This is a genomic window from Streptomyces sp. NPDC056452 (assembly GCF_042796085.1).
GTDB lineage: Bacteria > Actinomycetota > Actinomycetes > Streptomycetales > Streptomycetaceae > Streptomyces.
This window is the reverse complement of sequence record NZ_JBHTRI010000001.1, coordinates 343,355-367,892: the sequence shown is the minus strand read 5'-3', so window position 1 is coordinate 367,892 and position 24,538 is coordinate 343,355. Positions and strand designations below refer to the sequence as shown.

Annotated in this window: 21 protein-coding genes and 3 tRNA genes; 13 read left to right on the top strand and 11 right to left on the bottom strand. The window is 70.4% G+C overall.

Translation table 11 applies throughout. The features are described from left to right. The first annotated feature begins 122 nt into the window (after positions 1-122). Positions 123-914 (top strand): sulfite exporter TauE/SafE family protein, encoded by a 792-nt coding sequence (locus ACFQ6X_RS01695; RefSeq protein WP_383174273.1) that lies wholly within the window; start codon positions 123-125, stop codon positions 912-914. Positions 915-948: 34 nt separating this feature from the next. Here ACFQ6X_RS01695 and ACFQ6X_RS01690 read toward each other — a convergent pair whose 3' ends face one another. The 4 genes from ACFQ6X_RS01690 to ACFQ6X_RS01675 form a co-directional block, all read right to left on the bottom strand. Then, positions 949-1,581 carry a class F sortase gene (locus ACFQ6X_RS01690; RefSeq protein WP_383174270.1) on the bottom strand — a complete coding sequence of 211 codons (633 nt, stop codon included), beginning with the start codon at positions 1,579-1,581 and terminating at the stop codon, positions 949-951. Between the two features lie 24 nt (positions 1,582-1,605). Next, positions 1,606-2,193 (bottom strand): hypothetical protein, encoded by a 588-nt coding sequence (locus tag ACFQ6X_RS01685; protein ID WP_383174268.1) that lies wholly within the window; start codon positions 2,191-2,193, stop codon positions 1,606-1,608. Positions 2,194-2,527: 334 nt separating this feature from the next. After that, complete coding sequence (locus ACFQ6X_RS01680; RefSeq protein ID WP_383174265.1) at positions 2,528-2,989, bottom strand: DUF5990 family protein; 462 nt, start codon at positions 2,987-2,989, stop codon at positions 2,528-2,530. Between the two features lie 54 nt (positions 2,990-3,043). Then, entirely contained in the window at positions 3,044-3,838 is a 795-nt protein-coding gene (locus tag ACFQ6X_RS01675; protein ID WP_383174263.1) for an aminotransferase class IV family protein, read from the bottom strand. A gap of 70 nt (positions 3,839-3,908) precedes the next feature. Here ACFQ6X_RS01675 and ACFQ6X_RS01670 point away from each other — a divergent pair, with 70 nt between their 5' ends. Genes ACFQ6X_RS01670 through ACFQ6X_RS01660 form a run of 3 tightly spaced genes read left to right on the top strand, consistent with a single transcriptional unit; the run spans position 3,909 to position 5,343 of the window. Continuing rightward, entirely contained in the window at positions 3,909-4,499 is a 591-nt protein-coding gene (locus ACFQ6X_RS01670) for an NADPH-dependent FMN reductase (RefSeq protein ID WP_383174260.1), read from the top strand. Between the two features lie 59 nt (positions 4,500-4,558). Next, the gene (cutA, locus tag ACFQ6X_RS01665; RefSeq protein WP_383174257.1) at positions 4,559-4,897 is read left to right on the top strand and encodes a divalent-cation tolerance protein CutA; all 339 of its coding nucleotides are present in this window, start codon (positions 4,559-4,561) and stop codon (positions 4,895-4,897) included. Continuing rightward, a complete protein-coding gene (locus ACFQ6X_RS01660; protein ID WP_383174254.1) occupies positions 4,894-5,343 on the top strand; it encodes a gamma-glutamylcyclotransferase family protein in 450 nt (149 codons plus the stop codon). Before cutA ends, ACFQ6X_RS01660 begins: the two co-directional genes overlap by 4 nt. On the opposite strand, the gene ACFQ6X_RS01655 is transcribed toward ACFQ6X_RS01660, so the two are convergent. Both ACFQ6X_RS01655 and ACFQ6X_RS01650 read right to left on the bottom strand, forming a co-directional pair. Further along, entirely contained in the window at positions 5,306-7,384 is a 2,079-nt protein-coding gene (locus ACFQ6X_RS01655) for a molybdopterin oxidoreductase family protein (RefSeq protein ID WP_383174251.1), read from the bottom strand. The genes ACFQ6X_RS01660 and ACFQ6X_RS01655 overlap by 38 nt on opposite strands. Positions 7,385-7,451: 67 nt before the next feature. Beyond that, positions 7,452-8,192 carry a vancomycin high temperature exclusion protein gene (locus ACFQ6X_RS01650; RefSeq protein ID WP_383174248.1) on the bottom strand — a complete coding sequence of 247 codons (741 nt, stop codon included), beginning with the start codon at positions 8,190-8,192 and terminating at the stop codon, positions 7,452-7,454. Positions 8,193-8,381: 189 nt separating this feature from the next. On the opposite strand from ACFQ6X_RS01650, the gene ACFQ6X_RS01645 reads away from it, so the two are divergent. The 5 genes from ACFQ6X_RS01645 (at position 8,382) to ACFQ6X_RS01625 (ending at position 15,335) form a co-directional block, all read left to right on the top strand. Further along, on the top strand, positions 8,382-9,299 hold the full coding sequence (locus tag ACFQ6X_RS01645; protein WP_383174245.1) for a sirohydrochlorin chelatase: 918 nt from the start codon (positions 8,382-8,384) through the stop codon (positions 9,297-9,299). A 36-nt stretch (positions 9,300-9,335) separates the two neighbouring features. Further along, positions 9,336-10,676: a deoxyguanosinetriphosphate triphosphohydrolase gene (locus ACFQ6X_RS01640; RefSeq protein ID WP_383174242.1), complete on the top strand. Its 1,341-nt coding sequence runs from the start codon at positions 9,336-9,338 to the stop codon at positions 10,674-10,676. 105 nt (positions 10,677-10,781) lie between these two features. Continuing rightward, a complete protein-coding gene (locus ACFQ6X_RS01635; protein WP_383174239.1) occupies positions 10,782-12,041 on the top strand; it encodes an NAD(P)/FAD-dependent oxidoreductase in 1,260 nt (419 codons plus the stop codon). 92 nt (positions 12,042-12,133) lie between these two features. Further along, positions 12,134-14,047 carry a DNA primase gene (gene dnaG, locus ACFQ6X_RS01630; RefSeq protein WP_383174236.1) on the top strand — a complete coding sequence of 638 codons (1,914 nt, stop codon included), beginning with the start codon at positions 12,134-12,136 and terminating at the stop codon, positions 14,045-14,047. A 199-nt stretch (positions 14,048-14,246) separates the two neighbouring features. Next, positions 14,247-15,335 carry an RNA polymerase sigma factor gene (locus ACFQ6X_RS01625; protein WP_383174233.1) on the top strand — a complete coding sequence of 363 codons (1,089 nt, stop codon included), beginning with the start codon at positions 14,247-14,249 and terminating at the stop codon, positions 15,333-15,335. 77 nt (positions 15,336-15,412) lie between these two features. On the opposite strand, the gene ACFQ6X_RS01620 is transcribed toward ACFQ6X_RS01625, so the two are convergent. The 4 genes from ACFQ6X_RS01620 to ACFQ6X_RS01605 all read right to left on the bottom strand — a co-directional run bounded on the left by ACFQ6X_RS01620 (position 15,413) and on the right by ACFQ6X_RS01605 (position 21,015). Then, positions 15,413-17,338 carry an ABC transporter ATP-binding protein gene (locus ACFQ6X_RS01620; protein WP_383174230.1) on the bottom strand — a complete coding sequence of 642 codons (1,926 nt, stop codon included), beginning with the start codon at positions 17,336-17,338 and terminating at the stop codon, positions 15,413-15,415. Next, positions 17,338-19,071, bottom strand: a complete 1,734-nt coding sequence (locus ACFQ6X_RS01615; RefSeq protein WP_383174227.1) for an ABC transporter ATP-binding protein — start codon at positions 19,069-19,071, stop codon at positions 17,338-17,340. Before ACFQ6X_RS01615 ends, ACFQ6X_RS01620 begins: the two co-directional genes overlap by 1 nt. Before the next feature lie 116 nt (positions 19,072-19,187). Continuing rightward, positions 19,188-20,633 carry an FGGY family carbohydrate kinase gene (locus ACFQ6X_RS01610; RefSeq protein WP_383174224.1) on the bottom strand — a complete coding sequence of 482 codons (1,446 nt, stop codon included), beginning with the start codon at positions 20,631-20,633 and terminating at the stop codon, positions 19,188-19,190. A gap of 70 nt (positions 20,634-20,703) precedes the next feature. Further along, a complete protein-coding gene (locus tag ACFQ6X_RS01605; protein WP_329211308.1) occupies positions 20,704-21,015 on the bottom strand; it encodes a YtxH domain-containing protein in 312 nt (103 codons plus the stop codon). A gap of 181 nt (positions 21,016-21,196) precedes the next feature. On the opposite strand from ACFQ6X_RS01605, the gene ACFQ6X_RS01600 reads away from it, so the two are divergent. The 4 genes from ACFQ6X_RS01600 to ACFQ6X_RS01585 all read left to right on the top strand — a co-directional run bounded on the left by ACFQ6X_RS01600 (position 21,197) and on the right by ACFQ6X_RS01585 (position 22,973). After that, positions 21,197-21,269, top strand: a tRNA-Asn gene (locus ACFQ6X_RS01600). A 5-nt stretch (positions 21,270-21,274) separates the two neighbouring features. Further along, a tRNA-Asn gene (locus tag ACFQ6X_RS01595) sits at positions 21,275-21,347 on the top strand. Between the two features lie 212 nt (positions 21,348-21,559). Then, positions 21,560-21,636: transfer RNA gene (locus ACFQ6X_RS01590), tRNA-Ile, on the top strand. A gap of 101 nt (positions 21,637-21,737) precedes the next feature. Next, the gene (locus tag ACFQ6X_RS01585) at positions 21,738-22,973 is read left to right on the top strand and encodes a tyrosine-type recombinase/integrase (RefSeq protein WP_383174221.1); all 1,236 of its coding nucleotides are present in this window, start codon (positions 21,738-21,740) and stop codon (positions 22,971-22,973) included. A gap of 55 nt (positions 22,974-23,028) precedes the next feature. On the opposite strand, the gene ACFQ6X_RS01580 is transcribed toward ACFQ6X_RS01585, so the two are convergent. After that, the gene (locus tag ACFQ6X_RS01580) at positions 23,029-23,847 is read right to left on the bottom strand and encodes a hypothetical protein (protein WP_383174218.1); all 819 of its coding nucleotides are present in this window, start codon (positions 23,845-23,847) and stop codon (positions 23,029-23,031) included. Positions 23,848-24,538 lie beyond the last annotated feature (691 nt).

Genomic DNA, 24,538 nt, shown 5'->3' with positions numbered 1-24,538 from the left:
TACCCGACCGCATCCCTCCTGTTTCCCGGGAGGAACCTTGCGCTCAGCGCGCACGGCCCCCCTCTGTGAGGGCCGGGCAACTGGTTGGACTGGGCACCTATCGCTTGCCTAAGGTCACGGACATGCCCGAGATAACCCTGACCACCCTCGTCCTCCTCTGCCTGGCCGCCGCCGTGGCGGGCTGGATCGATGCGGTGGTCGGCGGCGGGGGGCTCCTCCTCCTGCCCGCGCTGCTGCTGGGCCTGCCGAACGTTCCCGCCGCGCACATCCTCGGCACCAACAAGGCGGTGGCCATCGTCGGCACCTCGGGGGCCGCGGTGACGTACGTACGCAAGGCGCCGGTGCAGGTGGGGACCGCCGTACGGATCGGGCTGATGGCCCTCGCCGGGTCGATGACCGGAGCCTTCTTCGCCGCGGGGATCAGCAGCGACGTGCTGCGCCCGGTGATCATGGTGGTGCTGCTCGGTGTCGCGGCCTTCGTCATGCTGCGGCCGTCCTTCGGCAGTGCCGCGGCCGGCGACGGCACCGGCAGGAAGGTCACCCGGGCCCGTACCGTCACCGCGATCGTGCTGGTCGGCGGCGGTATCGGCTTCTACGACGGGCTGTTCGGACCGGGCACGGGAACCTTCCTGGTGCTGGCCCTGACGGCCGTACTCCACCTCGACCTGGTGACGGCGTCCGCCACCGCCAAGATCGTGAACGTCTGCACCAACGCCGGTGCGCTGGCGATGTTCGCCTACCAGGGCACCGTGCTGTGGCAGCTGGCCGCGCTGATGGCCGTATTCAATCTGGCGGGCGGCATGTTCGGAGCGCGCATGGCGCTCAGGAAGGGCAGCGACTTCGTCCGCGGGGTCCTGCTCGTCGTGGTGTTCTCGCTGGTCGCCAAGCTCGGCTTCGACCAGTGGTCGGCCTGATCACCTGGCAGGCCCGATCGCCGGATTGGCCCGGTCACCGCACTTCGGTGAGATGGGCGTACGCCACCACATTGCCCAGGTAGCCGGTCTGCGGCGAGAAGCCGCCGCCGCAGGTGATCAGCCGCAGGGACGCGTGCGGCGAGGCGCCGTAGACCCGCTGGTCGGGGAAGTCCTCGTTGTCGTACACCTCGATCGCGTCGACCGAGAAGACGGCGGTGCGGCCGTCCTTGCGGTCGATCTCGACCACGGTCCCCTTCTTCAGCGACCCGAGCGCGTAGAAGACCGACGGCCCCTGGGCGTTGTCGACATGACCGGCGACGATCGCGGTGCCCTTCGCGCCGGGCGGGGCGCCGCCCTTGAACCAGCCCGCGATGTTGCGGTTCCCGGCCGGCGGTACGTCGAGGCTGCCGTCCCGGCCTAGGCCCAGGCGCATCATGGGCGCGTCCACACCGATGCCGGGGATGCGGATGCGGACCGGTTCGGAGGGGCGCAGCGGTTCGGCGACCGCCGATCCCGGCCGGAGTTCGGGGCCCGCGGCGAAGGCTTCGGCCGTGGAAGGCTGGGGCGCGACGGTCCGGGTGGCCGCGCCGTTCTGGACGAGCCAGATGCCGCACAGCGCGGCGATGCCCACCAGCCATGCCCTGGACCTCAGGGTCGCCTTGTCCACGTCGTCGTCCTCGCGGTGTCGCCGTCAGCCGTCCTGCGCGCCGTCCGTGCGGCGCCGGCGCAGGAGCCAGACACCGCCGACGGCCGCGGCGCCGAGGACTCCGGCGCCCAGGGCGAGCTGGACGGTGTCGGGTCCGGCACTGCCGCCGACACCGGTGCTGACGTGCCCGGAGGGACGCTCGGGCCAGGTCCCGGGCGGGGACGCGGGCGGCTTGACGGGCGAGGGCTTCGTCCCGGGCGGCGGCTTGACGGGCTCGGGCCGCGGGCTCGTTCCGGGCCGCACGACCGTCCCCAGTTCGGTCTCCGTCAGTTCGGTCTCCGTCAGTTCCGTCTCGGTGAGATCGGTCTCCGCGAGCTCGGTCCCTGTCAGGTCCGTCTCCGTACCCGGGTCGGTGTCCGCCCCGAGTTCCGTCTGCGCCTTCGGGTCGGTCCCCTCTCCGGAGCCGGTCTCGGTCTCCGTCCCCGGATTCGTCCGGGGCGCCGGCCAGGCGGGCGACTCCGGCCTCGCCACCACGCTTTCGGCGTGCGCGGACGGGGCGGTGGCGAGGCCGAGCGCGACGGCGGTGAGGGCCGCGGCGGCGGTACCGGTCACGAGGCGGGCAGGGCTGCGCATGGGAATCCTCCGGGCAGGCGGGTGTGTCCCTCCGAGACAACGGGCGGCGCCCGCCCTCCGCCAGCTGACGCATGGTCAGTTTTCACTCGTACGGACCCGTCGGCCGCACCCGGCTGTCCGGCCCGGTGCAGGTCGTGGCGGTGATGCCGGCTACTGGGGCCTCCGGGTGCCGATCGAGTGACGCCGCGAACCGTGACATGTGACGCACATCACATGTATGGTCCTGGAAGACCCGGGCACAAGGTTCACACCCCCCACGGGACGGCGCCCCCCGCCGCCCCCACGGCAACCGCCCTCACCGGCCCAATCCCCCCTGGGACCGGTGGGGGCGGTGTCATGCCCCGTCCGTGGCGGACCAGGTGATGTCCGGAGGGCGTACGCGGGCGCACCGCGGCTGCCCCTTGGCGTCGGTCAGCCGCAGTCGCGCGGTGAGGTGCCCGGTCCGGGCGGCGGCTTCCAGGACGCTCACGTCGACATCGGCGATCATCAGTTTGGCGCGCCGGAACATACTGAAGACGCCGGACTCGTCCACGGTGCCCCAGGACAGGTAGACGAAGCGCCCGCCGAGCCGGTTCTGGATGTACGGCCCCGTGATCTCGATCCCGTCGGCGGTCCGGGTGGCGGTGCAGTCCAGTGTCCAGGTGGCGGAGTGGGCGTCGCCGGGATGCAGTCCCAGCAGCTCGTCGGGCCTGTCCTTGCGCTGCACGCCTACGTGGATGTTGTCGAAACCGGCGAAGTCGGTGCCCGGGCGGCAGGTGCGGCCGGGGAGTTCTGAGGCTTCGATGTGGATCTGCATGTCCCCATGCTCCTGCACCTGCCCGCCGGCGGTGCACGGATCGCCCCTCACGGTTCAGACGGTGGCCCGGGGGGCGTCCTCGTAGACCTGCCCCAGCTGCTTCATCAGCTCCTCGTCGACCGTGAAGGACATCTCGTCGATCCGGTGGACCGGCGCGATGCCCTGCGAGTTGGTGACGAAGGCCGCCCGGTAGGCACCCAGGCCCTCCAGCGTCACCGGGCGCCGTTCCGACGGCCTGCCGGCCTGCGCGAGGCCGCTCTCCAGGAGGGCCATGGTGATGCCGGTCAGTGCGGGAGCGTCCGGCCAGACCACCGAAGTGCCGTCCCAGAAGCCGATGTTGGTGATCGACCCCTCGGTCACCACGCTGCCCGGTGCGGTCAGCAACGCCTGGTCGAAGCCTTTCCGCTCGGCCAGCAGTCCGTAGTAGGTCTGGCCGAAGTCGCTCGTGCGCTTGATGTGGGGCGCGGTGCGCGCGTACGGCACGGACATCAGGCCCTGCGGTGCGGCCGACATCTGTGCGGGCGGCCGCACCGTCACCATCGGGGTCGTCGCCGTATCGCCCGGCGGGAGGAAGCCGTGCACCCGCACCGACGCGTCCCGTACCCCGGCGCCTTCGAGTGCGTGCCGGATCAGCCCGCGCACGTGTTCCCCGGCCAGGGGGAGGCCGAACAGTTCGCGGCTCGCCGAGTCCAGCCGGTCCAGGTGCAGGGCGAGCCCCCGCACCTTCCCGTCCCTGACCTGCATCGCTGTGAAATGGCCGTAGCCGGCGAACGCCGGGATCCGAAGGTCTTCCTCGGTGGCCCGGTGGCCGTTGATCTCGACGTACGGCACGGGTGCGGGAGTTGTCATGCGCTCCACCGTAGGCCGTGGCGTGCCGCGACTTGACCTCAATCATGGTTGAGGTGTGAGTCTGCGGTGCATGGACATCGACACGCCTGTTCCCACCGCGTCCGCCGCCCCGCTGAAGGTGGCCGTCATCCTCGGCAGCAACCGCGAGGGCCGCTTCGGTCCCGTCGTCGCCGGGTGGTTCCTCGACCGGGCCGCAGGCCACCCGGACATCGAGACCGACTTCATCGACGTCGCCGAATCGGAGGCCCCCTCCCCCCACCCCGGTGCCCGACTCGCGGACGTCGCACCCCGGTTGGCGCAGGCCGACGCCTTCGTCGTCCTCACCCCCGAGTACAACCACTCCTACCCGGCCCCGCTGAAGAACCTCATCGACCGGCACTACGCCGAATGGCAGGCCAAACCCGTGGCCTTCGTCAGCTACGGAGGAATCTCCGGCGGCCTGAGGGCCGTTGAGCACCTCCGCCAGGTCTTCGCCGAGCTCCACGCCGTCTCCGTACGCGACACCGTCTCCTTCCACAACGCGGGTGCGCTCTTCGACGACCGGGGCAGGCCCAAGGACCCGGCACCCTCCGACGCCGCGGCCAAGACGATGCTCGACCAGCTGGTCTGGTGGGGCCGCGCCCTGCGCGAGGCCAGGGAACGGCATCCGTACGGCGCCTGACCCGTCCGGGGACGACAATCGAGGGGCCCGTACGCCGTCGAGACCGAGGAGCACCGGGGATGACCGAGCCGGCATGGCTGACCGTACTGACCACGACGGACAGCGAGGAGAAGGCCCAGCTCCTGGCCCGGGGCGCCGTGGAGGCACGCCTCGCCGCCTGTGCCCAGATCTCCGCGCCCGTCACCTCCGTCTACCGGTGGCAGAACGCCATCGAGACCACCGAGGAATGGCAGGTGCTGTTCAAGACGAAGGCCGAGCGGTACGACGAGCTGGAGGCGCACCTCGTCGCGGCGCACGACTACGACACCCCGGAGGTCATCGCGACGCCCGTGGTGCGCGGCAACGCCCGCTACCTCGCCTGGGTGACGGCGGAGACGGCATCCGCGGCGGCCCTGTGACCGACGCGGTACTGCCGTTCTTCGTGTACGGCACGCTGCTCCCCGGCGAGCGCAACCACGACCTGTTCCTGCGGGGCCGCACGAGTGCGGAACAGCCGGCCCTGCTGCCGGGAGCCCTCCTCTACGAAGGCCCCGGATACCCGTACGCCATCGAGGGGCACGGCACGGTCCACGGCGCACTCGTGACCGCCGCGCCCGGATCGTACGGGGAACTGCTCGGGCTCCTGGACCACCTGGAGGAGTACCTGGGCCCGGACCACCCGCGCAACCTGTACGAACGGGTGGTCCGGCAGGTGGTCCCCGGGCCGGGACCGGCCGAGCCGGTCCGTGCCTGGGTCTACTTCGCCGCCACCGCCGTCACCCGCACCCTGCGCACGGGCGGGACGCCCATCCCCTCCGGGGCCTGGCTCACCCGGCGGCCTCCACCCGCACCGCGCACACCTTGAACTCCGGCATGCGCGACACCGGGTCCAGGGCCGGGTTCGTCAGGGTGTTGGCCCGGCCCTCGCCGGGCCAATGGAACGGAATGAACACGGTGTCCTGCCGGATCCCCACCGTGATCCGGGCGGGCGCGACCGCCCGCCCGCGCCGTGAGGTGACCGCGACCCGATCGCCCTCGGCCACCCCGATCCGCTCGGCGAGCCGCGGATGCAGCTCCACGAAGGGGCCCGGCGCGGCCGCGTTCAGCTCGTCCACCCGGCGGGTCTGCGCCCCCGACTGGTACTGGGACACGACCCGCCCCGTGGTCAGCACGACCGGGTAGGCGGCATCCGTCTCCTCCGCGGCCGGCCGGTGGGTGACCGCCACGAACCGGGCCCGCCCGTCGTCCGTCGCGAACCGTTCGAGGAACAGCCGCGGCGTACCGGCGTGCTCCTCGTCCGGACAGGGCCAGAACACCCCGTCCTCCGCCGCGATCCTGGCGTAGGTGATGCCCGCGTAGTCGGCGGGTCCGCCCGCCGAAGCCCGCCGCAGCTCGTCGAAGACCTCCTCCGGATCGGCAGGGAAGCCCTTCCCGTGCCCCAGGAGCCCGGCCAGGGCGTTCAGCACCTCCAGATCGCTGCGCACCCCCGGCGGCGCCGTGACCGCCCGCTGCCGCAGCAGCACCCTGCCCTCCAGATTGGTCGTGGTGCCGCTCTCCTCCGCCCACTGCGTCACCGGCAGCACCACATCGGCCAGCGCCGCCGTCTCCGACAGCACCACGTCCGCGACCGCCAGGAAGTCCAGGGACCGCAGCCGCTCCTCGATGTGCCCGGCGCGCGGGGCGGAGACGACCGGGTTGGAACCCATCACCAGCAAGGACCTCACGTCCTGCCCCAGCGCGTCCAGCAGCTCGTACGCGCTGCGCCCCGGCCCCGGCAGCGAGTCGGGGTCGACGCCCCAGACCCCGGCCACATGGCGGCGCGCGGCCGGATCGGTGAGCTTGCGGTAGCCCGGCAGCTGATCGGCCTTCTGGCCGTGCTCCCGGCCGCCCTGGCCGTTGCCCTGGCCGGTCAGGCAGCCGTACCCGGACAGCGGACGCCCCGCCCTGCCGGTGGCCAGGCAGAAGTTGATCCACGCGCCGACCGTGTCCGTCCCCTTCGACTGCTGCTCGGGGCCGCGCGCGGTGAGCACCATCCCGGTCTCCGCACCGCAGAACATCTCCACGGCCTCGCGCAGTTGCGGCACGGGCACCCCGGTGATGCGCTCCACCAGCTCCGGCCAGTGCGCCATCGCGCCCGCCCTGGCCTCGTCCCAGCCGTTCGTGCGGGTGCGGACGAACTCCTCGTCCACCCGCCCCTCCGCAACGACCAGATGCAGCATCCCGAGCGCGAGCGCCAGGTCCGTGCCCGGCCGGGGCGTCAGATGCAGATCGGCCTGCTCGGCGGTCCTCGTGCGGCGCGGATCGATGACGATCAGCCGGCCGCCGTTCTCCCGCAGCTCGGTCAGATAGCGCAGCGCGGGCGGCATCGTCTCCGCGAGGTTCGAGCCGACCAGGATCACGCACCCGGTCCGCGGAATGTCCTCCAGGGGGAACGGCAGCCCCCGGTCGAGCCCGAACGCCCGCTGGTGCGCCGCGGCAGCCGACGACATGCAGAAGCGCCCGTTGTAGTCGATCTGGGACGTGCCGAGGACGACCCGGGCGAACTTCCCCAGCGCGTACGCCTTCTCGTTGGTGAGCCCGCCACCGCCGAAGACACCCACCGAGTCCGCCCCGTGCGTGGCCCGTGTCCCGCGCAGCGCACCGGCGATCCGGTCCAGGGCCTCGTCCCAGCCGGCCGGCTCCAGCTCGCCGCTCACCTCGTCGCGCACGAGGGGCTCGGTCAGCCGTACACCGGCGGCGAGCACGGCGGGGGCGGTGCGCCCCTTGCCGCACAGGGCACCCCGGTTGACGGGGAAACCGGTGTGCTCCACGACCTCGGGCACGGCGCCATCGGTACCCGGTCGCAGTTTCATCCCGCACTGCAGTGCGCAGTACGGGCAATGGGTGGACGTCTCGGTGCGGGCCATACGCCCAGCGTGCGAGCCGGGTATTACGGACGCCGGTGCGTCCGGTTACGCCCCCGGTACACGCACCTCAGCCCCGGCCGCCCCCGGCGGTGAGGTCGGCGGCGAGCGCCTCCGTCACTCCGGGCTCGCGCGGCCCCAGGAAGTGCGGATCCGGTTCGAACACGGCGTCCAGGGCGGCCTTGCCCGCCGCGAACACCTCCCGCGTCCCGCCGTAGTACCAGGTCGCATCGTGTACGGCGTCGACCCCCACCCCGTACGCGTCGATTCCGGCGGTCCGGCACAGGGCGATCGCCCGGCGGATGTGGAAGCCCTGGCTCACCAGGACCGCCCGGTCGACCCCGAAGATCTTCTTGGCCCGGACACAGGAGTCCCAGGTGTCGAACCCGGCGTAGTCGCTGACGATCTGCCCGTCCGGCACCCCGCGCCCGGTGAGGTACGTGCGCATGGCATCCGGCTCGTCGTACTCCACCCGGCTGTTGTCCCCGGTGACGAGCACGACCTTCACCTTGCCGCTCCGGTAGAGCTCGGCCGCGGCATCCAGTCTGTGCGCGAGATACGGCGTCGGCCTGCCCTCCCACAGCCCGGCCCCGAACACCACGGCGACCTGCTGCGAAGGGGCGTCGGCCGTGGTCCGCACCCGGGCGTCCGCCGTGGCGTGCAGCCAGGTCGCGGGCGCCAGGGCCACCACGCAGAAGGTCATCAGCCCCTGCACCAGCCGCCGCTGCCCGCGCCGTGAGCGCGGCAGCCGCGGCCGCGCCGCCGCGAGCCACGCCGGAGCCGCCGGCCGCCTCAGTGACCTCAGCCGCATGAATCCCCCTGTCCGGTACCTGTTTTCTCATGTAACGGGACGAACAGGAGCGGCAAAGGGTTCGCCGAACGGGCCGACTGATGCGAAACGCCGGTGCTGACAGCGACCGCGCCCGGCCCGTGAGGCAGCGGAAAACCCCCGTCACCGGTGCGAAACGGCCCGGCAACGTCCGCCCGGCACCATCAGTCCATGACGGAGACGGCACAGGAACACCCTCGTGAGCCCCTGCCCCTCGACAGCACGGCGCAACTCCTGACCCGCATCACCTCACAGCTCGGAACCCAGCTCAGCCTCGTCTCCCTGAACGGAACCCGCAGGCCCATGCACCGCACCCGGAACGACGCCCACCGCGGCAACGAGCGCCCCCCGGCCCCCACCCTGGTCGCCGTCGCGCACGGCAGCCGGGACCCGCAGGCACTGCACACCGTCCAGGAGCTCCTGCAACGGGTACGGGACCTGCGCCCCGGCCTCGACGTACGGCTCGGGCACATCGAGCTGAACGAACCGCTGCTCCCGGCGACGCTGGACGGCATCCCGGCGGGCGATGCCGTCCTCGTACCGCTGCTGCTCGGCCGCGGTCACCACGTCCGGCACGACCTGCCGCTGGCCGCATCGGCGGCGGGCCACCTGCGCACCCGGATCGCCGCACCCCTCGGGCCGCACCCGATGCTGGTCGAGACGCTCTACGAACGGCTCGTCGACGCGGGCTGGCAGGACGAGGACGGCAGGAGCCGCAACGCCGCCGTCGTGCTCGCAGCGGCCGGATCGCGTGACCCGGACTCCGCCGTCGACACCCGCCGCACCGCACGCATGCTCAGCGACCGCCTCGGCGGAGTGCCCGTCGTACCCGCGTACGCGTCGGCTGCCACGCCCACCGTCCCGGTCGCCCTGCGCGCCCTCGCCGCACGCGGCCGGCACCGGGTCGCCGTCGCCTCGTACTTCACCGCACCCGGACGCTTCGCCACGGCGGCAGCCGCCGCGGCACCCTGGATCGCCTCCGCACCGCTGGGCGCGCACCCGTCCATGGCACGGCTGCTGCTGCACCGGTACGACCGGGTGACGGCCGAAGCATCCCTGGCGGGTGAGCGACTGCTGGCCTCGGCCTGAGCCCTCCTGTCGGCCCGGCCGTTTACTGTCGAGGTCATGGACGGTACGCACGACATCCGGGACACACAGGAGTACACCGCCACGCCCTACGGCACGGCCGACACCGAGCGCTGGGACACCGAGCCCGACAAACGGCCGGGCCGCACCGCCTTCCAGCGCGACCGCGCCCGGGTACTGCACTCCGCCGCCCTGCGCAGGCTCGCCGGGAAGACCCAGGTGGTCACCCCCGGCACCCGGGGCCACGCCTGGGACGCCAGCCCCCGGACCCGGCTCACGCACTCCCTCGAATGCGCCCAGGTCGGCCGCGAGCTGGGCGCCGCGCTCGGCTGCGATCCCGATCTCGTCGAGACGGCCTGCCTCGCGCACGACATGGGCCACCCGCCCTTCGGCCACAACGGCGAACAGGCGCTCAACGACTTCGCGTCGGACTGCGGCGGCTTCGAGGGCAACGCCCAGTCGCTGCGCCTGCTGACCCGGCTGGAGCCCAAACGGTTCGTCCGCGACACCCGCAGCGGCGAGCTCGTCAGCGTCGGACTCAACCTGAGCCGTGCCGCCCTGGACGCCGCCACCAAGTACCCCTGGCCCCGCGGCGGGCACCCGACCGACCCCGGCTCACCGAAATTCGGGGTGTACGAGGACGACCTGCCTGTCTTCGAGTGGGTCCGCAAGGGCGCACCGCAGGACCGCAAGTGCTTCGAGGCCCAGGTCATGGACTGGTCCGACGACGTCGCGTACTCCGTGCACGACTTCGAGGACGGACTCCACGCCGGGCACATCGACCCCAGTTGCCTCTTCGCCGAACCGGAGCGCAGGGACATCTGGGAGGTCGCCATCGGCCGATATGTTCCCGCGGACACCGACCCGCAGGAGCTCGCCGACGCCCTCGACCGGCTCGTCGCCCAGGACTGGTGGCCGCACGGCTACGACGGATCCGCCGTCGCCCAGGCCCGGCTCAAGGACGCGACGAGCCAGCTGATCGGGCGGTTCTGCCTCGCCGCCGAGTCCGCCACCCACGGCGCGTACGGACCGGGACGGCTCGGCAGGTACGGCGCCGAACTCGTCGTCCCGCCCGAGGTCCGCAACGAGTGCGCGGTCCTCAAGGCCGTCGCCGACCGCTACGTCATGCAGCGCGCCGAGCAGGAGGCCATCCGCGCCGACCAGCGGATCGTCATCGCCGAGCTCGCCGCCGCGCTCACCGCCCGCGCCCCCGAGGGCCTCGAACCACAGTTCCGTGCCCTGTACGGGGCGGCGCCCGACGACCGTGCCCGCAAGCGCGTCCTCGTCGACCAGATCGCCGCCCTCACGGACGCCTCGGCGCGCTCCTTGCACGTGACTCTCACCGGGGTTCGGCAGACTGGTCCACGACAGGGCACATGACACCTGGATGTGACCGATCGGGGTACACCCTCTTTCGCCATCACGCTGCGTGCGGGACGCTCGCAGGTGGCGGCGCCGCGCAGCACAGCACCGAGGAGGCATCAAGTGGTCGACGCAAACCGGACGTTCGTCATCGTCGGCGGAGGACTTGCAGGAGCCAAGGCGGCCGAGACACTCCGGGCGGAGGGCTTCACCGGCCGGGTGATCCTGATCGGCGATGAGCGCGACCATCCGTACGAACGGCCGCCCCTGTCCAAGGGGTATCTGGCCGGGAAGGAGGACCGGGACAGCGTCTTCGTCCACGAGACGGCCTGGTACGCCCGGGCGGACATCGAGCTCCACCTGGGCCAGGTCGTCACGTCCATCGACCGGGACGGCCGCTCCGTACAGCTCGGCGACAACACCGTCGTCCACTACGACAAGCTGCTGCTCGCCACCGGCGCCGAACCGCGCCGCCTCGACATCCCGGGCACCGACCTGGTCGGCGTCCACCACCTGCGCCGCCTCGCCCACTCCGACCGGCTGCGCAACGTGCTCGCCGCCCTCGGCCGGGACAACGGCCACCTGGTCATCGCGGGGGGAGGCTGGATCGGTCTGGAGGTCGCTGCGGCCGCCCGGGGCTACGGTGCGGAGGTCACCGTCGTCGAACCCTCCGCGACCCCTCTCCACCACGTCATCGGCCCGGAGGTGGGCCAGATCTTCACCGATCTGCACACCGAGCACGGCGTCCGCTTCCACTTCGGCGCCCGCCTCACCGAGATCACCGGGCAGGACGGACTGGTCCTCGCCGCCCGCACCGACGACGGTGAGGAGCACCCCGCCCACGACGTGCTCGCCGCGATCGGCGCGGCACCGCGCACCGCGCTCGCCGAGGCGGCCGGGCTGGACATGGCCGACCGTGCGCACGGCGGCGGTGTCGCCGTGGACGCCTCCCTGCGCACCTCGGACCCGCACATCTTCGCCGCCGGGGACATCGCGGCCGTGGACCACCCGCTGCTCGGCACCCGGCTGCGGGTGGAGCACTGGGCGAACGCGCTGAACAGCGGCCCGGCCGCCGCCCGCGCCATGCTCGGCCAGGAGGTGTCCTACGACCGGGTCCCGTACTTCTTCTCCGACCAGTACGACCTCGGGCTGGAGTACTCGGGCTGGGCCCCGCCGGGATCGTACGACCAGGTCGTCATCCGCGGGGACGCGGGCAAGCGGGAGTTCATCGCCTTCTGGCTCAAGGACCGCAGGGTGCTCGCCGGGATGAACGTCAATGTGTGGGATGTCACCGAAAGCATCCAGGAGCTGATCCGGGCCGGGCAGCAGACCGACCCGGACGCCCTGGGCGACCCGTCGGTGCCGCTGGCGTCCCTGCTCTGACCCGGCGGACATCCGGGACGGCCGGCGGCCCGCGCCCCCGGCCCCGCCGCCGGCCGGTCCCGGATGTCCGACCCCACCCGTAGACTTCCCTCGTGGCAGGCAGGATCAATGACGACGACGTGAAGGCGGTCCGGGACGCGGTCCCGATCGACGCCGTCGTCTCGGAGTACCTCCAACTGCGCAACGCGGGCGGCGGAAACCTCAAGGGCCTGTGCCCCTTCCACGACGAGAAGTCCCCCTCCTTCCAGGTGAGCCCGAGCAAGGGTCTCTTCCACTGCTTCGGCTGCCAGGAGGGCGGCGACACGATCGCCTTCGTGATGAAGATCGACCACCTCACCTTCTCCGAGACGGTCGAGCGCCTCGCCGCCAAGGCGGGCATCACCCTGCGGTACGAGGAGGGCGGCTACAACCCCTCCCACCAGCGCGGCGAACGCATCCGGCTGGTCGAGGCGCACAAGATCGCCGCCGATTTCTACCGGGAGCAGCTGAACGGCCCCGAGGCGGAGATCGGCCGCACGTTCCTCGCCGGGCGCGGCTTCGACCAGGATGCCGCGGCCCACTTCGGCGTCGGATACAGCCCCGCCGGCTGGGACCACCTCACCCGCTATCTGCGCGGCAAGGGCTTCAGCGACAAGGAGCTCATCAGCTCAGGCCTCTCCCAGGACGGCCGCCGCGGCCCCATCGACCGCTTCCGCGGCCGGCTCATGTGGCCGATCAGCGACACCTCCGGAGAGATCGTCGGCTTCGGCGCCCGCAAGCTCCGCGACGACGACAACGGCCCGAAGTACCTCAACACCCCCGAGACCTCGATCTACAAGAAGTCCCAGGTGCTGTACGGCATCGACCTGGCCAAGAAGGACATCGCCAAGGTCAGCCGGGCCGTCGTCGTCGAGGGCTACACCGACGTCATGGCCTGCCACCTCGCCGGGATCACCACCGCCATCGCCACCTGCGGCACATCGTTCGGCAACGACCACATCAAGATTCTCCGACGGCTCCTGATGGACAACGGCAGCGCCCGCGTCATCTTCACCTTCGACGGGGACGCCGCCGGCCAGAAGGCGGCCCTCCGCGCCTTCGAGGACGACCAGAAGTTCGCCGCCGAGACGTACATCGCGATCGCCCCGGACAACATGGACCCGTGCGACCTGCGGCTGGCCAAGGGCGACGACGCCGTCCGTGACCTGGTCGAACCCCGCACCCCGCTCTTCGAGTTCGCGCTGCGCCAGATCGTCGGGCGCTACGACCTGGAGACCCCGGCCGGCCGCGCGGCCGCGCTCGACGAGGCGGCTCCCGTCGTCGCCCGGATCAAGAACAGCTCCTCGCAGCACGAGGTAGCCGTCCAGCTGGCCGGTCTGCTCGGCATCCTCGACACCCAGTTCGTGGTCAAGCGCGTCGGCCAGATCGCCCGCTGGGCCCGTGACCGGGGCGGCGACCGCGGCCCCGCACAGGGCGGCGGCCCCTCCCGCGGCGGCACCCCGCAGCAGCAGGTCCAGGCCCCCTCGGCACCCTCCGGCCCCGCGCTCAACCTCCGCAGCCCCGCCCACCGCACCGAGCGCGAACTGCTCAAGCTCGCCCTGCAGAAGCCCGCCCTGGTCTCCCCGGCCTTCGACGCCTACGGCATCGACGAGTTCACCGCCCCGCCCTACGCGGCGGTGCGCCAGTGCATCGCGGAGGCGGGCGGCGCCGAGCAGGGGCTGGCCGAGACCCGCGACTACCTGGTCAACGTCCTGGACGTGGCGCCCAACGACACCGTGCGCAACCTCGTCACCGAGCTCGCCGTCGAGGTGTTCCACGGCAAGTCCATCGACGAGACGTACGCGGGCATGCAACTCGTCCAGGTCCGCCTGCGCGCGGTCGACCGCAGGATCGACGACGTCCAGGGCAGCCTCGCCCGCCTGGGAAGCAACGTGGCCCCCGACCACCTGGCCGCCGCGCAGAACGAGGTCTGGGTCCTCCAGCAGTACGCCCAGTCGCTGCGGAGCAACGGCGCCGACGCGCTCTGATCCGTACAGCTTCCGGCCCCGTCCGGTAATCACCCGGTCACGGACCGGACTCAGAAAGTCACCGCACGCCCCTCGTGGCGGCGATGTGTCGTACCCCACACTGGGTGCCGGTGCCTGAGTCATCGGAGCGCGGACGGTCCACCGAAGGCGCGGACCCCCATCCCCGCGATCCGGCAGCGATCACCTGGAGGTCGCCCCCGTGCAGACCCGGACCGTGACGACCACGACCGAGCATGTCCCGGCGATTCCCGCGCAGAACCGGGCCACGCGTCATCCCGAGGCGGCAGGTCCGCCCCAGGGTGCACCCGACCCGGTGATGGAGGAACCGGTGGAGGTTCCCGAACCCCCGGAGCCACGGAGCCGCACGGAAGCCGGCGGTCCGTCGTCCGATCTCTTCCGCCAGTACCTGCGGGAGATCGGACGGATACCGCTGCTCACCGCCGCCGAGGAGGTGGAACTGGCGCGCCGCGTAGAAGCGGGACTGTTCGCCGAGGAACGCCTCGCCGGCACCCCTGACCCGGACACGCGGCTCGCGGTCGACCTGGACCGGCTCGTGGTGATGGGACGCATGGCGAAGCGGCGGCTCATCGAAGCCAACCTCCGCCTCGTCGTCTCCGTCGCCAAGCGCTACGTCGGCCGCGGACTGACCATGCTCGATCTGGTCCAGGAGGGAAACCTCGGGCTGATCAGGGCCGTCGAGAAGTTCGACTACGCCCGGGGCTACAAGTTCTCCACGTACGCGACCTGGTGGATCCGCCAGGCGATGTCCCGTGCCCTCGCCGACCAGGCCCGGACCATAAGGGTCCCGGTGCATGTCGTCGAGCTGATCAACCGGGTCGTACGCGTCCAGCGCCGGCTGCTCCAGGAGCGCGGCTACGAGCCGACCGCCGAAGAGGTGGCCGCCCAGCTCGACCTGACGCCCGAACGGGTCGGCGAAGTCCTGCGTCTCGCCCAGGAACCGGTCTCGCTCCACGCCCCCGTCGGCGAGGAGGACGACGTCGCCTTCGGTGACCTCATCGAGGACGGTGACGCCACGTCCCCCGTCGAGTCCGCCGCGTTCCTCCTGCTGCGCGAACACCTGGAGGCGGTGCTCTCCACCCTCGGCGAGCGGGAGAGGAAGGTGGTCCAGCTCCGCTACGGGCTGGACGACGGGCGGCCCCGCACCCTCGAGGAGATAGGCCGGATCTTCGGCGTGACACGCGAACGCATCCGCCAGATCGAGTCCAAGACCCTGAACAAGCTGCGGGACCACGCCTTCGCCGACCAGCTCCGCGGCTACCTGGACTGACATGGCCGCCCGACCGGCGGCAGACATGCCGACGGGCCGCCCGGCAGGCAGCCGGACGGCCCGTCAGCACGCTTCCGCTAGTCCACCTCGGCCAGCGCCTGCGCGAACTGCGCCGCGTACAGCCGGGCGTAGGCGCCCTTGGCCGCCAGCAGCTCGTCGTGCGTGCCCTGTTCGACGATCGAGCCGTTCTCCATCACCAGGATCACGTCGGCATCCCGGATCGTCGAGAGCCGGTGCGCGATCACGAAGCTCGTCCGGCCGTGCGCGAGACGGGCCATCGCCTTCTGGATCAGTACCTCGGTACGCGTGTCCACCGAGCTGGTGGCCTCGTCCAGCACCAGGATCACCGGGTCCGACAGGAACGCCCGCGCGATGGTGATCAGCTGCTTCTCGCCCGCGCTTACCCCGGAGCCCTCGTCGTCGATCACCGTGTCGTAGCCGTCCGGCAGGGTACGGACGAAGCGGTCGGCATGGGCCGCCCGCGCCGCCTCCTCGATCTCCTCCCGGGTGACCTCGCGCGAAGCGCCGTACGCGATGTTCTCCGCGATCGTGCCGCCGAACAGCCACGTGTCCTGGAGCACCATCCCTATGCCCGACCGCAGTTCGTCGCGCGACATCCTCGCCACATCGACGCCGTCGAGCGTGATCCGGCCGCCCGTCACGTCGTAGAACCGCATCAGCAGATTGACCAGCGTCGTCTTTCCGGCGCCGGTCGGACCGACGATCGCGACGGTGTGACCGGGCTCCACACTCAGCGAGAGATCCTCGATGAGCGGCTTCTCCGGGTCGTACCTGAATGACACGTTCTCCAGCGCGACGTTGCCGCGCAGCTCCCCGGGCCGCACGGCCCCCTCCGGGTCGGGATCCTGCTCCTCGGCGTCCAGCAGCTCGAATATCCGCTCGGCCGAGGCGACACCCGACTGCACCAGGTTCGCCATGGAGGCGACCTGGGTCAGCGGCATCGAGAACTGGCGCGAGTACTGGATGAACGCCTGCACGTCACCGATCGACAGCGCACCCGACGCCACCCGCAGCCCGCCGACGACGGCGACCAGCACGTAGTTCAGGTTCGAGACGAACATCATCAGCGGCTGCATGATCCCGCTGTTGAACTGGGCCCTGAAGCCCGCCTCGTACAGGGCGTCGTTCTGCTCGGCGAAGTCCCTCGCGGACTCGTTCTGCCGCCCGAAGACCTTCACCAGGGTGTGCCCGGTGTACATCTCCTCGATGTGGGCGTTGAGCTTGCCCGTCACCTTCCACTGCGCCACGAACTGCGGCTGCGACCGCTTGCCGACCCGGGCCGCGACGAACACCGACAGCGGGATCGTCACGAGCGCCACCAGGGCGAGCAGCGGCGAGATCCAGAACATCATGATCAGGACGCCCACGATGGTCAGCAGGGAGTTGATGAGCTGGCCCATCGTCTGCTGCATCGTCTGCGAGATGTTGTCGATGTCGTTCGTCGCCCGGCTCAGCACCTCGCCGCGCTTCTGCCGGTCGAAGTAGGACAGCGGCAGCCGCGCCAGCTTCGTCTGCAGGTCCTCGCGGAGCTGGAACACGACCCGGTTGATCACCCGGATCGACAGCCGGGTCGACACGAGCATCAGCAGGCCCGCGCCGACGTAGATCACCAGAGCCACCAGCAGGACGTTCCCCACCGCGCTGAAGTCGATGCCCTCACCAGGGGTGAAGTCCACTCCCGACAGCATGTCGGCGAGCCCGTCGCTGCCCTTCTCCCGCAGGCCGTCGACGGCCTGCTCCTTCGTCGTGCCCTCCGGCATCTGCCGGCCGACGACCCCCGCGAAGATGAGGTCCGTGGCCCCACCGAGGATCTTCGGTCCGACCACCGAGAGCGCCACGCTCAGCGTGCAGGCGCCCAGCATCAGATACAGCGAGGCCTTCTCCCTGCTGAACCTGCTGAGCAGCCGCTTCCCGGACCCCTTGAAGTCCATGGACCGCTCGGTGGGCCCTCCGGCCATCATCCGCCCGCCCGGCCCTGCCATCAGGCGGCCTCCGCTTCCGTCAGCTGGGAGAGCACGATCTCCCGGTAGGTTTCATTGCCGTCCATCAGCTCGTGATGGCTGCCCGTCCCGACGACCCGGCCCTCGTCCAGGACGAGGATCCGGTCGGCGTCACGGATGGTGGACACCCGCTGTGCCACGATCACGACGGTCGCTCCCGCCGTCTCCTGGGACAGTGCCCGGCGCAGCGCGGCGTCCGTCGCGTAGTCCAGCGCCGAGAAGGAGTCGTCGAAGAGGTATATCTCCGGCTGCTGCACCAGCGTCCTGGCGATCGCCAGGCGCTGCCGCTGACCACCGGAGACATTGGTGCCGCCCTGCGCGATCGGCGCGTCCAGACCGTGTTCCAGCTGCTCCACGAACTCCTTGGCCTGGGCCACCTCCAGCGCGTGCCACAGCTCCTCGTCGGTCGCGTCGGGGTTTCCGTACCGCAGGTTCGTCGCGACCGTGCCCGAGAAGAGATACGGCTTCTGCGGGACGAGGCTCACGGTCTTCGCCAGCAGGACCGGATCCAGTGTCCGCACGTCCGTGCCGTCGACCAGCACGGAGCCGTCCGTCACGTCGAACAGCCGCGGTACGAGCCCGAGGAGCGTCGACTTCCCGCTGCCCGTCGACCCGATGATCGCGGTCGTCTCGCCGGGCTTCGCCACGAGGTCGACCGAGCGCAGGACGGGCTCCTCGGCCCCGGGGTAGCGGAACTCCGCACCCCGCACCTCCAGATGGCCGTGCTTGCGCAGCTCCGTGACCGGGGCCGTCGGCGGCACCACACTCGAGTCGGTCTCCAGGACCTCCTGGATGCGCTCGGCACAGACCTCGGCACGGGGCACCATCATGAACATGAACGTGGCCATCATCACGGACATGACGATCTGCATCAGGTACGCGAGGAACGCGGTCAGCGCACCGATCTGCATGCCGCCGCTGTCGATGCGGTGCGCACCGAACCAGACCACGGCGATGGACGACAGGTTCACCACCGTCATGACGACCGGGAACATCAGTGCCATCAGCCGGCCCGTGGACACGGCCACATCCGTCAGCTCGGTGTTGGCGCCGCGGAAGCGCCGCTCCTCGTAGCCGTCACGGACGAAGGCGCGGATCACACGGTTACCGGTGATCTGCTCGCGCAGCACCCGGTTCACCGTGTCCAGCCGCTCCTGCATCATGCGGAACAGCGGCCGCATCTTCCTCACGATGAGGCTCACCGAGACACCGAGGACCGGGACCACGGCCAGCAGCACGGCCGACAGCGGGACGTCCTGCCCGAGCGCCATGATGACGCCGCCGACGCACATGATGGGCGCCGAGACCATCAGTGTGAACGCCATCAGGACGAGCATCTGGACCTGCTGCACGTCATTGGTCGTGCGGGTGATCAGCGAAGGAGCGCCGAAGCGCCCCAACTCGCGTGCGGAGAACGACTGCACCCGGTCGAAGACGGAGGCCCGCACGTCCCGCCCGAGCGCGGACGCGGTCCGCGCCCCGTAGTAGACAGCGCCGATGTTGCAGAGGACCTGGGCGATGCTGACGGCGATCATCACGCCGCCGAACTCCAGGATGTAACCCGTGTCTCCCGCGACGACACCGTTGTCAATGATGTCCGCGTTGAGGCTGGGCAGATAGAGAGTGGCGCAGGTCTGCAGGAGCTGGAGCAGCACCAGCAGCACGATGGGGGTTCTGTACGGGCGCAGGTAGGCCCGCAGGAGTTTTATGAGCACGCGTGTCTCTCGGAGTCGGCGAACGGCAAAGGCCGGTCCATCCTGCGGTACGCCGCCCCACAACTTCCAACACTTTTGCTCAAGCCCAGGTCAAATCAGGCCGGCTCCCGTGCGCCTCAGACGGCGCCGCCGAACGCCCCCGGATGCACCTGGTCCCGGGTCGCCCGGTACTGCTGGCGCACGGCCCGGCCGACCGCCAGCTCCTCGCCCGGCTCCAGCACCTGCGCCGCCGCACCCTGCCAGGCCGGGGGAGTACGAGGGTCGAGGGACCCCTGGGAGGCCCCGAGCGCCCACGCCGCCTGCCGGGCGGCACCCAGCGCCGCATACTGGGCGGGCTGCGGTACGACGACCTGCGTACCGAAGACCGCGGGGGCCAGCGCCTGCACGGCCGGCAGCTCCGCCGCCGCACCCAGCAGGAACACGCGCCGCACCTCCACGCCCCGGCCGCGCAGCACATCCAGCGCGTCGGCCAGGGAGCACAGCATCCCCTCGAAGGACGCCCGCGCCAGATGCTCCGGCTTCATCGACTCGCGCCGCAGCCCGCTCAGCGTTCCCGCGGTGTGCGGCAGCTGCGGGGTGCGCTCGCCCTCCAGGTACGGGAGCAGCACGAGCCCCGAGGAACCCGGTGTCGACTTCAGGGCCAGCGCCGACAGCTCGTCCAGATCGTCCAGGCCCAGCATCTCGGCCGTGCCGCGCAGCACGCGTACCGCGTTCGACGTGTGGACCACCGGCAGGTGCATGCCGGTCGCGTCGGCGAAGGAGGTGATCATCCCGCTCGGATCGGCCAGCGCCTCGTGGTGCACGGCCATCACCGAACCCGAGGCGCCCAGCGACACCACGGCGTCACCCGCCGCGACCCCGAGCCCGAACGCGGCGCCCATCGTCTCGCCGGTGCCCGCCGAGATCAGCAGCCCCTCGGGTGTCGTACCTGCGGCGTCCGACGGGCCGAGCACCTCGGGCAGCGCGGCCTGGTGGCCGAGCGCAAGCTCCACGAGATCGGGCCGGTAGGAGCCGGAGCCCGCCGACCAGTAGCCCGTGCCGGACGCGGCACCGCGGTCGGTGGTCCGGCGATTGGGGCGGCCGAGCAGCTGCCACACCAGCCAGTCGTGCGGCTGCATCACGGCGGCGACGCGCTGGGCGTTCTCCGGCTCGGTCCGGGCCAGCCAGCGCAGCTTCGCCACGGGCTGCGCGGCCTGCGGGACGGACCCGACGGCCTCGGCCCAGGCCTGCCGGCCGCCCAGTCCGTCGATCAGATCGGCCGCGGCGACCTGCGCCCGCCGGTCGTTCCCGAGCAGCGCCGGACGCACGAGATTGCCCTGCCGGTCCAGCGGCACCAGCCCGTGCTGCTGCGCGCACACGCCGATGGCCTGCACGCCTTCGAGCAGACCGCCGGAAGCCGCCTCACCGAGTGAGAGCAGCCATGCCTGCGGATCCACCTCGGAGGCCTTGGCCTCGATGGGGTGCGCGGCATACCCCTGCCGCAGCACCGCACCCGAGTCCGCGTCGCAGACGACGATGTGAGTGAAGGCGGATGAACTGTCCAAGCCGGCGACTATGCCCATACACAGATTCTGCCGCACCGGCGGAGCTTTGCCGTACCGGGCGCCGACCGGCACCCGGCAGCGGGCCCGGTCAGGTGTTCGTCGTGCCCCAGTCGTCGCTGCCGCTGTGACCGTTGTGGCCACTGCGCTCCCGCAGCGAACGCACCCGGTCGGAGACGGAGACCGGCACCTTGTCCCCCACCTTCTCGCTCACCGAGTGGTAGGCCTTGCCCGCGAACTCCCGGCCGCCGGTCGCGGCGGACTCCGCCGCGTTGCGCACGGCGGGGTTCTCGGCGAACCGCTGTGCGGACTTCTTCAACTGCTCGTAGCGCTCGCGCCCGGCTCGCGTGCCGAGCACGTAACCGAGGGCCACTCCGGCGATGAACGTGAGCCGGTACCGCATGGCTGCCACCCTTCCTTCGCTCTGTGGGACGTGTGCTGGCCGCCTACCCGCGCGCACCCGAGATCACCCCGGGCCATACCGATTGGCGGAGCACCCCCCTGCTTGCGCTAATGTATGTGTCGCAGCGAACGCGCGCCGCTCGGCAGCCGCCAGGTAGGTACGATTCGATGCAACGCAGCAATCCCCTGTAGCTCAATTGGCAGAGCAGCCGGCTGTTAACCGGCAGGTTACTGGTTCGAGTCCAGTCGGGGGAGCGCGATCCCCTGTAGCTCAATTGGCAGAGCATTCGGCTGTTAACCGGAGGGTTACTGGTTCGAGTCCAGTCGGGGGAGCGGTAAGGAAGAGGACCCCTCGGGGTCCTCTTTCGTATGCCCGCCGAAGCCCTGCCGACGACTCTTTCGGGGCGATTTCGCACCGGCCGGAACCGGGCAGCACGCAGCGCGGTCTTCATGGTCATGCGAAGCCGACCATCCGCAGCAGGAGATCGTATGACCGGCTATGCTGCGGCAGACGGTGCGCACACGTGTACGCGCCACGCCGTAACGGGGCGGTAGCTCAGCCGGTTAGAGCAGCGGACTCATAATCCGTCGGCCGTGGGTTCGAGTCCCACCCGCCCCACCACTGCAGAAACGTCGCGACCTGCGGAAACGCCGTTTCAAGGCTAGTCGGGCCCCGCCGTTCGCTGCACGAACGCTGCACCGACTCGCCGTAGGCTCCTTCGTATGGCTTACGTCAGGACCAATGAACGCCTGAGCGGCGACCCCTCATGCACCGTGATGTGGCGGACTGGTGGCTCCCGAACGGGGCAGACCCAGCGCGAGACCTTCGACGACGAAGGGGCGGCGAAACGTTTCCGCGACCTGGTGAATGGTCACGGACAGCAATGGCCGCCGGAGTGGGTCAAGGGCGAGGGTTTCGTCAAGCCGGGCGAGCCTGAGATGCCGGACTCGGAGAAGTTCTCTGTCTACGCGCACGCCTATGTGGGGCTGCTGACGGACATATCAGAACATATGAGAACTAACTACACCAGATTCATCGATAACCACATGATCCCGTGGTTCGGCGAGCTGTCAGTCTCGGACCGGGGGAGCAGGCTCACCCGAGATCACATCAGTCTGTGGATTCTGGACCTTCAGCACGGGAGGCCTGGCCCCCTGCACCCTGCGGGCACGAAGCGCCGGGCGTATGCGCCGAAGACGATCGCCAATCTTCACGGCTTGCTCTACAGCATCTTCCAGTCCGCCGTGAGCGCCGATCCCGCCCTGCGCGACTCGAACCCCTGCGCCCACACGCGGTTGCCCAAGGGGAACGACACCGAGGATGACAAGGTCTTCCTCGAACCCGAGGAGTACGCCCTCCTCAGGAGGCACGTGCGTGCCGACGCTGTCGACATCGTCGACGCGCTGGTGAGTACCGGCCTCCGGTGGGGCGAGGTGACGGCGCTGCAACCTCGGGACTTCACCTTCGCGTCGAAGCGGCCGACGCTCCGCGTGCAGCGCGCCTGGCAGCGGCGTGGAGAGGGCGGGACGTTCCTCGGCGCCCCCAAGACCAAGAAGTCGAGACGGACTCTCGTGCTCACCCCGGAGCAGGTGAAGCTGTTCAAGCGGCGCTGCTTGGGGAAGAAGCCGACCGACCTGGTCTTCACTGCGCCAGAAGGTGCGGCCTGGCACTCCGGTGTGTTCCATGCACACCGTTGGAAGCCTGCCCTGGACGCGGCCAACGCCGCCGGCCTCACCAAGCGGCCGCGTGTTCACGACCTCCGCCACACGCACGCTTCCTGGCTCATCGCCGGCAAGGTCCCTCTGCCGGTGATACAGGCCCGCCTCGGGCACGAGTCGATCACGACGACGGTCGACCGGTACGGACACCTGCTGGAGGCATCGGACGACGAGGTCGTGGCTGCCGTCGAGTGGGCGATGGGTGCCACAATTCCGGGCGTCATGTCAAAAGCGGCTTAGTGCTCCAGCCGCCCGCCGAAACCCACAGGTCAGACGGGGGAATTATGCTGGAGTACTAGTCCAGCTGGAAACGAAGGCGAACGCCGTCTGCCCGAAGCCCGGTGTCGGCGTCGCTCTCCTGCCACCGTCCTTCGTCCCAGATCAGCGTCCGCGGCCCGAGCAGGACTCGTGGGAACAGGGACCGGCTCGGCACCCGGGGAAGCACCTCGATGGTGTCCACGCGGAAGGCGGGCACCTTGAATCCGCACAGATCACCATCATGGAACAGCACGGATCCGTGGCCGGAGAACCAGGCGACGAGGCTGGAGTGGGCCAGGTTGCAGACAACTGGGACGTTAATGGTCCCAGACGCGGTGTCGCAGTCCTTCTCCTCCACCTCCGGCGCCGCCAAGAGGAGTCCCCGGGGGATCGGCTGGGTCTGCGGGTCGGCTGCCGAGCCGAGGAACACAAGGGAGTTTCGGGATTCCGGGCTGGCCATGTCTTTGACCATGACAGGCACCGCGTCCCAGCCGTCCAGGCTATAGGCATCGCGGTAGGCCGCCGCGCACCGGGCCAGATCGCCCAAGCTATCGAAGTCCGTCACATCGAGAGTCAGTCCGTCGCCGTTGTCGAAACAGAAGACCGACTCGGGGTGGCAGGTGGTGAGGAAGTCAAGCAGGACCGGATGGTCGGCAAGGAGAGCGTCGCTGTCCGGGTCGGCGAGCGCTTGCATCAGGTGGACGTACTGACCGTCCTTCTCGACTCGGGCGGAAACGGTCAGGGCGAAGCCCGCAGGGTAGACGTAACCGAAGTGGTGCTCGTTGGCGGTGCGCAGCACCGGCAGTTCCGCGGACACGGGAGTGGTCTGGACGCACACCGTGGTGGGATGGTCCATGACGAAACCGGCCAGCACATACGGCTGGGGCAGGTGCGCCAGCCCCCCCCATGACCTTGCCGCTCAGCGCGAGTTCGCGCATCCTCTGGTCACGTCGCGCCGGTTCACCGAAGGTCGCCAGGTAGAGCGCCTCCTGCTCAGCGGGTGTTCCTTGCTCGAACCACGCGTACAGGTCCAAGGATGTGATGAGGGTTGCCTGGCTGTCGGCATCGCGGTGGATCTGGATCTGGACTGGTCCGGTGATCGGTTCGGCAATCCTCCGGGCAGCGTCGGTACGCACCTGCTCAAGGTAGCCGGGGGCGCCGACCTCCCCGATCGCGTCCCGGATCTCCGCCACGGGCCGCATGTCCTCAGGGGTGAAGTGCTTAGCCTTTTTGGCAGACGCCAGAAAATGGGACAGCTCCACGATGAAGGCGGCGTCCATCATCCGGAAATAGACGGCCGCGGACTTCGGCCCGTTTAGCTTTACCAGGGCGAGACCGGTCGGGAACTGGGCCGCCAGGAGGCACTCGGCATCTGCCCGGTTCAGCCTGATCCGCCCGTCGTCCCGATTCGTCGCGCGGACGCTGAAGCCGACGAAAACTCCGGATACCGGTCCGGTCCGGCCGAAACTCGCGGCCAGGTCCGGCTGGCACAGGAAGTCGAACCCGAAGTCGTGTTCGACCTTGTTGGGGATGATGAAGTTCTCCTG